This is a genomic window from Fictibacillus sp. NRS-1165 (genome assembly GCF_050468105.1).
GTDB lineage: Bacteria > Bacillota > Bacilli > Bacillales > Fictibacillaceae > Fictibacillus_C > Fictibacillus_C terrinigri.
In genome coordinates, this window is sequence record NZ_JBDPNU010000018.1 from 41949 (window position 1) to 49132 (window position 7184).

Consider the following 7184-nt stretch of genomic DNA (forward strand, 5'->3'; position numbering starts at 1 on the left):
ACAACTCTCCGTAATCCGTCCACGAACTGGCCTTGTGAGATTATTATAGGTGTATTGCAGATAAATGACTGTCACTTTAGACGTTATTTTGCACCAATTTTGATCGCTATTTTGGCATTATAAGTAATCTTAAAATCATAGCTGATAAGTTAAAATAAAGTGGTTAAAACAACAGTCATGTTATATCATTACCAGCTCAGGAATGGATTCTTGACTTGGTTACCACATCAATTTATAGACATTTTAAAGACATGTCTCCTTTTATATGATTGAAATTAGAAAAAACAAAATTTTCAAAAAAATTTCAGCTGAGTCACCCTTTACCAAAACTCTAAGAGGAGGAAAGATGATGAAAAAGATGGGATACTTTTTTCTGATTTCATCTATTGTGTTAAGCCTTTTCACAGGATTTTCGGCTCCAAAAAAAGCTGCAGCCCTAGAAGATGTAAAGCCTGGTAATATACTGGCTGATTATGCAGGTGTGGTGAGAGAAACTTCTCCCCGTTCAGACGGTATTTATCACATCGATACACCTCGTTCCATTGAAAAGTTTAAAGAGTTAAATATTAATACGTATTACTATCTTGTGTGGCATGAGAGAACCGATTGGGATGATTTAAAAAATGAGTTTTTGCCTGCGGCAAAAGAGGCAGGAATTAATGTTGTAGTGTACCTCGTTCCCCCTAGTGAATCCACAGGGGATCGAAAGTCCTATCCTTATACTACGGATTATGTTGCATGGTCTCAGGCGATTGCTAACCTCTCCCTTCAATATTCAAATCTTATTGGATGGGCGATTGATGATTTTAACCATAACCTGAATATTTATACCCCTGAATACATGGCAGAAATGAAACAAACCTCAGAAGCCATTAATCCAAATTTAATTTTCACTCCACAAATGTACACAGATACCTTAAATGAAACGTTTCTTCAAACAAGAGGCGAGTATATTGATGGTGTTATTCTAGCCTTTAGAGATGGCATTTTCCGGAATACCCAAGTGTATGAATCTGCACAAGAGCAGATTGATAGCGCTTACGCTATGTTAAAGCAACACAACCTGTCCCTATACTGGATGCTCTATGCTTCCCAGTTGTCACGAACACCGGCGAGCCCATCTGCAAATTATGTGAGGGAAGTTGTACAAATCGCTTTAGCAAACATGAAGGAAGGCAAAATTAAAGGTGTCATTACCTATGTTCTCAAAAAGAACTTTGAACCTGAACCAACTGATGATAAGGCCTACAATGATCTAGGCTATCTTAACTTTTTTATCGGTGCTGGCGTTCCAAGTGCTGCTGGAAATTATCATCAGGCTACTCAGGATATTAGCATTAATAAAGACGCAAATAATTATTCTTTAACATTCCAAACCATGGATCATGGTCCGAATACGTTTGGTTATCATAAAAAACAGTTGCTTGTAGACGGACAGGTTGCCTGGGAACAGGACACTGCTGAAATCCTCCCAGATTTGCAATGGGAAACAGTTACAGCAGATCTTTCTCCTTATCTGACTGGTAAACGACATGCACAGCTGACCTTCCGTTTCTATGAAGCACAAGCAGTGAATAACTTTTGGACATATGCGGGTTTTGACGCTCTTCAATCGCAGGGCTTTACCGTTGAAAATGGTGATTTTCTAGACAGTAATCATTGGGAATTCTCATCTAACTACGCTGGTATTATTGGGGAGATCTTACAATATGACGAAAACCGCAGTTTAATGGCATACGAGCAAACAAAAACTTCCTACCTGACTTATGGTCTGTATTACTCGATTTTTGAATCGGAAATCGACGACGCCCTTAAAAGCAACTTATTATCTAACGCTGAAAAAGCGATGACCAACTACTTTTCTGAACAAAATGAAAAAGCCATACTGCAACTAGATCAACTTAAACGTAAGATCAAGGATTCTACAGGTGACAAGATCCCCATGGATCTCGCTGAAAACTGGGAAACAACAATTGAAGAACTTTCTCAGCAATATCAAATAGAATAAGCATCACCCTCTGAATCTTCAGAGGTTTCTTTTTATTGATAAACAGGCAAATAGCCCTCAATCAAACCATCACAAAGTGACACGATATCATCCATGGATAACTCAGAGGATGTATGAGGATCCAGCGAACTGAAAGTGCGCTTTCCGAGGGAAAAAAGCATTCAAATTGTTAAGAGAAAGACCGAAAACTTTTAATGTTCCTCCTTTTTTGCTTTCTATACCTCACGTTCAAGAGCGTCAAACTGTCTATTGCAAAAACGCTCGTAAAACCGAAGCTATTCTGTAGCAGTAGATAACGATTCAGCATTCAAACGACAAGTGTGTGTTCGTCCTTTACAGTCCTTTGCAGTAGCTGCTCGTTCTAATACTTTGATGTGCTTGGAAGCAGCCGCTAAAGACATCAATAGCCCACAATTCGTACTGACTTATCAGTGACCTTTCCAGTCGCTTCAGCTGCCCACCTGGTATAAGCGAAACTTTCCTCTGCTACCTCAACCGATTTTTGGGCTAACTCTTCTGAACGTTTTGCATGTTCTAACATTTCCGTTTCGGGTTCGGGGCTTTTCTGCAATAGAATTTTTGTAGATCAGACTAAAGACGATCTTCCAAAATCGGGTGCAATACTTAAAGATCGGTTACCTCAAAGGTAGCCGATTTTTTTCATAAATCTAAAAGGGATGATATACAAAATGAAGAAAGTTACTCCTAGGTTGGTTAAATAGGAGGTCCTTATGAAACAATTACCGAGCTTTAATTGAAATCGAAATATAAACAAACAACAGAGCAATCATACACTCTCGTTTGATTATTTTTTCCGGGTATTTAAAAGCCGAACACCTTGATTTCATCCCAATATTCGAGCAATCAATCGTTGTTAAGCAAGTGTCATCTCCTGAAAAATCGAAAACTAAAAAAGCAATTCCAATGGACGACAAGAACCTACAGACGGTCAAAAATAGGTGGATTTATCGAAAAATACAACTAAGGGCTCTGGAGAGGGATAACATTTTTGTCGAGATTAGTTCAAAACTTCTAGGAGGGACAGCATGTGAAGAAAATTGGTTCTTTATTAGCAATATGCTTAGTAAGTCAACTCGCGGTTACAGATCTTGCATCCGCTGCATCTTATACCGTTCAACCAGGTGATACCGTTAAGCAAATTTCCGACAAATATCATACATCTCAAGATCGGATTGTCAACTTGAACAAATTATTCTCTACTGGTCTCGCAAAAGGACAGCGTTTAGAGATCCCCAATCCGAATCATCATAGTGTAAAAGCAGGAGACACCATTTGGGAACTCTCAAGTAAATATGGTGTTTCGACATCGAAAATGAAACGAGCCAACCCTCAGGTTAAAGATTTTCATTGGATCTACCCGGGGCAAAACTTGAACGTGCCTATGAAACAAACAACCGGGTATTCTATGGGGAATACCAGTGAGAAACAAATTGCCCTTACGTTTGATGACGGACCCGATAACCGCTATACTCCGCAAATTTTAAAAATCTTAAAAGAAAAAGGCGTTAAAGCTACTTTCTTTGTGATGGGTGAGAGGACAAAACAACATCCTGAAATACTGAAACAAATTCACAGAGAAGGTCATGCGATTGGGAATCATACGTGGAATCACCCGGACATCACGCAGCTTACCGACCAGGAATTAGAGAAAAATGTACAAGCTACAAGCACAGAAATTGAAAAAGTTACAGGTGTCAAAACCCATTTATTCCGGCCGCCATTTGGTAAAATGAACGATCACCAGCTAGCCATGCTTAACAATCAACACTACCAATCGATCTTGTGGACCGCAGATACCAGGGATTGGGACGGTGTATCTGCTGAACAAATTGTATCAGCAGCCAACACGAACGCGGCTCCAGGAGTTATTGTGCTTCAACATTCCTATCATGAATCCGGGAAATTTGAAACGGTTAAAGCTTTGCCTGAAATTATTGACCAATTACGCGCAAAAGGGTACAAATTTGTTACCGTTCCAACACTGATAGACGAATAGCCAGTATAAAAACCCTGCCAACAAAAAACAGAGTAAACCAACAGGTTACTCTGTTTTTTTATGGCTCTTCAATGAGCTTTTTTATCCATAATTGTAAAAACTTCTCATTCGGGTAATATCCCTCTTGCTGATACTGAAACTTGTATTTTTTTAGGAGCTGGCTCTTGCTTCCTTATTTTTGTTCTTGCTGACTTTGATCATTTCTATAAGCCCTGTTACCTCAAATAATCTGCGGATACGTTCCGTCATCCCTCTTAGCTTTAACGTATTGTTATTCCTGTTCGTTAATCTAATCGCTCCAGCGAACACTCCTAACCCAACACTATCTATGAAATCAATTTCCTCAACATCAATAATTATTTCTTCTTTAGTTTGTTCTGATAATGGGACAAGTATTTTTTTTAACTTAGGTGCCGTGTACCTCTGAACTTCTCCAACTAATTTTAAATAATGTGTGCTGTGCAATTTTTCGTGTGTAATTTTAAGATCCATAACGTTTATTGACATATCCATTAAGCAAACCTCCAGGAGATAGATTAGTAAACTTTATCCCGATTGTAGGGCCACCCGTTTTACTAGGACTCTATGATTATTGCATAAAGGGCAAAAGGCATTAAGATTCGGCGTCTTTCAGTTAATAGTTAAAAACACAAGTATAAAAGATGAGTGGTGTTAGATTACAAAGAAATATTAAATAATATTAAAACTTTATTTAGATGGCTAGGTTTTGTTTCGACAATCGCTCATTTCTCGGATTTGAGAAAAAAGCAAATGTATCAAGCCTGATTTAAATCAGGGACTACTTGCATGCGCCAAATGACCAGCCCCATCTCAACGACCAATTTATTACGGTTTTCCAATTAGTTAGCGGATACAATTTGATTTATCGTTACCCTATATAGCTGGGAAATCGTCCAAAGTGAATCCCCGTGTTGTACCTCTTGAATCTGTTATACATGATGATCATTCATCTCCAGATGTTTTTTCAGGCTATTAGAAATTATACGAAGATCTTTCTTGTCTGGTATATAATAGTAAGTACCCTTTATCGTTTTATCTGATCCTTTAAGTTTGTGCTGCTCTATATTTTCTCGAGCGTCTTTATAATTGGATTGGATCTTCCACATATCATAAAAGTTCATGTTTGTTTTAACATTATTTTGAACAACTTTGAGCATTTCACCATATTTCGTAACAGAGGATATACTCGCTCCTTTATCGATTACAGCTTCCATTACTTGACGTTGACGTTTTTGCCGTCCGAAGTCACCTCGTGGGTCAACCTTTCTCATACGAGAATATAGTAAAGCTTCTTTACCATTTAAATGAAGATGGCCTTTTGGGTAGTCAATGTTGCGAAAAGTGAAATTCAAATCATTATTTACATCTACTCCTCCTACTGCATCAACAATTTGTTTAAAGCTTTTCATGTTTACTTTTACAAAATAATCAACAGGGACATCAAAGAGATTTTCAACAGAAGAAATAGTCATCTCTGTCCCTCCCTCATGATAAGCGGAGTTGATTTTGTCTTCAGCAGGTCCTTTTATCTTTGTATACGTATCGCGAGGGATACTAACCATCTGCATTGATTTGGAATGAGGATTAAGTGTTAATAAAACCAATGAATCTGACCGGCCGCGTTCTTCACCTACTGGTTTATCAATTCCCATAATCAGAACAGATATCGGATCACCATTTTTTAAGCTGATATTTTCCAAACGATCTTTAAATTTTTGATTACTGTGATTGTCGATCTCTTCTGTAATGCTTGATGCAGTCGACGTTGCATATTGAAATGCATAACTGCCAGCCCCTAAAATTGCTACTGTAAAAAAGGTAATAATAAAAAGCAGAACTTTTTTGCCCATTAACATGTCCCCCACTGTATAGCCGTTTTTGTTGCATTATATTTTGAAATTAGGTTCGTGATTATGCAACAGTTTCAGAATCTTTCTCGTAATATTTTCGCCCCGTGCGAGCAACTTTGTTCCATTTTTTATTGAAGAAATAAGAGATACTACCATACATTACAAAGTACATCGTTACAAATCGATAGACTAAAATATCAAAAAGGATGGCGGATAATAACCTGAAACTATCTTTTATTCCAAATGAATATCCGTAATGCTTTGCTATCCCAATCGCTACTAAGTCGTAAATTAATCCAAAGAAAAAAATCCAAAACAAATAAAAAAACACGTAATAAAAATAGGATTGATGAGGATCGTATATCATATTTGCTATAAATACACCTGTCATTATATAAGAAGTAAGGGTGCCTACTAGAAACGACTCAAATATATAAAAAAAGGAAACGGGTTTAGTAAATATAGTTTTTCCAAAGAAGGATCGGAAATGAATAATGCAGTCAATATATGCTTTTTGCCAACGTAAACGTTGCTTGAATAAATCCTTCCATGTTTCAGGTAATTCGGTATAACCGACAGCATTTGCTATAAAACTAATCCTCATATTTTTATGTTTCGCTATGTGTCTTTGAATACGCAAGGTGATGTCAGTGTCTTCACCAATTGTTTTTCGGTAGCCACCCACATCATGTAATACTTGTTTTCTAAAAATCCCAAATGCTCCTGATATAACAGCCAAACCTTTAAAGCGTACAAGAGACAATTTTGAAATGTAGAATGCTTTTAGGAAATCCAAAACTTGAACTCGTACTAGAATGTTAGCATAAAGTAAAGACAAGCGGTTCTTAGGATGATCTGTTTTTGTTTGCAAAACATGTACCATCCCGCCGGCAGCAACAACATCTTCATCTCTAAAAGCATCGTTGACAGCAGATAACGCATCATCTTCCAAAATAGTGTCTGCGTCCAATGTGATAATAACCTCGTTATTGCAATATTCAATCCCGGCATTTAAAGCGTCCGCTTTTCCGCCATTCATCTTATCGATCACGTAGATGTTAGGGTAAAGTCCGGATTGATATAATCCCTTGACTTTTTCATAAGACAGCTTTCCGTGCGGAGTCATTGAACATGGTGTCAACTGTAGCAATTTATTCAGATACATCATTGTATCATCGGTTGAACCGTCATTAATGTAAATGATCTCCAATTCAGAATAAGATAATGATTTCATGCTCTCAATCGAAGTTTCTATAATACCCGTTTCGTTGTAACATGGGACTAAAAT

5 protein-coding genes are annotated in these 7184 nt (G+C 37.5%); 2 read left to right on the top strand and 3 right to left on the bottom strand.

Annotation, left to right across the window (positions count from 1 at the left end):
- Window positions 1-349 precede the first annotated feature (349 nt).
- Both ABHN01_RS07015 and ABHN01_RS07020 read left to right on the top strand, forming a co-directional pair.
- On the top strand, window positions 350-2008 hold the full coding sequence (locus ABHN01_RS07015) for a hypothetical protein (RefSeq protein WP_429874945.1): 1659 nt from the start codon (window positions 350-352) through the stop codon (window positions 2006-2008).
- 1048 nt (window positions 2009-3056) lie between these two features.
- Window positions 3057-4025: a polysaccharide deacetylase family protein gene (locus ABHN01_RS07020; protein ID WP_429874946.1), complete on the top strand. Its 969-nt coding sequence runs from the start codon at window positions 3057-3059 to the stop codon at window positions 4023-4025.
- A 150-nt stretch (window positions 4026-4175) separates the two neighbouring features.
- Here ABHN01_RS07020 and ABHN01_RS07025 read toward each other — a convergent pair whose 3' ends face one another.
- The 3 genes from ABHN01_RS07025 to ABHN01_RS07035 form a co-directional block, all read right to left on the bottom strand.
- Window positions 4176-4538, bottom strand: coding sequence for an STAS domain-containing protein (locus ABHN01_RS07025; RefSeq protein ID WP_429874947.1), 363 nt, complete (start codon window positions 4536-4538; stop codon window positions 4176-4178).
- 437 nt (window positions 4539-4975) lie between these two features.
- Window positions 4976-5896 carry an LCP family protein gene (locus ABHN01_RS07030; RefSeq protein ID WP_429874948.1) on the bottom strand — a complete coding sequence of 307 codons (921 nt, stop codon included), beginning with the start codon at window positions 5894-5896 and terminating at the stop codon, window positions 4976-4978.
- Window positions 5897-5957: 61 nt separating this feature from the next.
- Window positions 5958-7184: glycosyltransferase family 2 protein (locus ABHN01_RS07035; RefSeq protein WP_429874949.1), on the bottom strand; the 1227-nt coding region annotated here is incomplete at its 5' end.

What these genes read in the sequence shown, in the direction of transcription:
- ABHN01_RS07015 (WP_429874945.1), top strand. Translation starts at nt 350, where the DNA reads ATGAAAAAGATGGGATACTTTTTTCTGATTTCATCTATTGTGTTAAGC.
- ABHN01_RS07025 (WP_429874947.1), bottom strand. Translation starts at nt 4,538, where the DNA reads ATGGATATGTCAATAAACGTTATGGATCTTAAAATTACACACGAAAAA.
- ABHN01_RS07030 (WP_429874948.1), bottom strand. Translation starts at nt 5,896, where the DNA reads ATGGGCAAAAAAGTTCTGCTTTTTATTATTACCTTTTTTACAGTAGCA.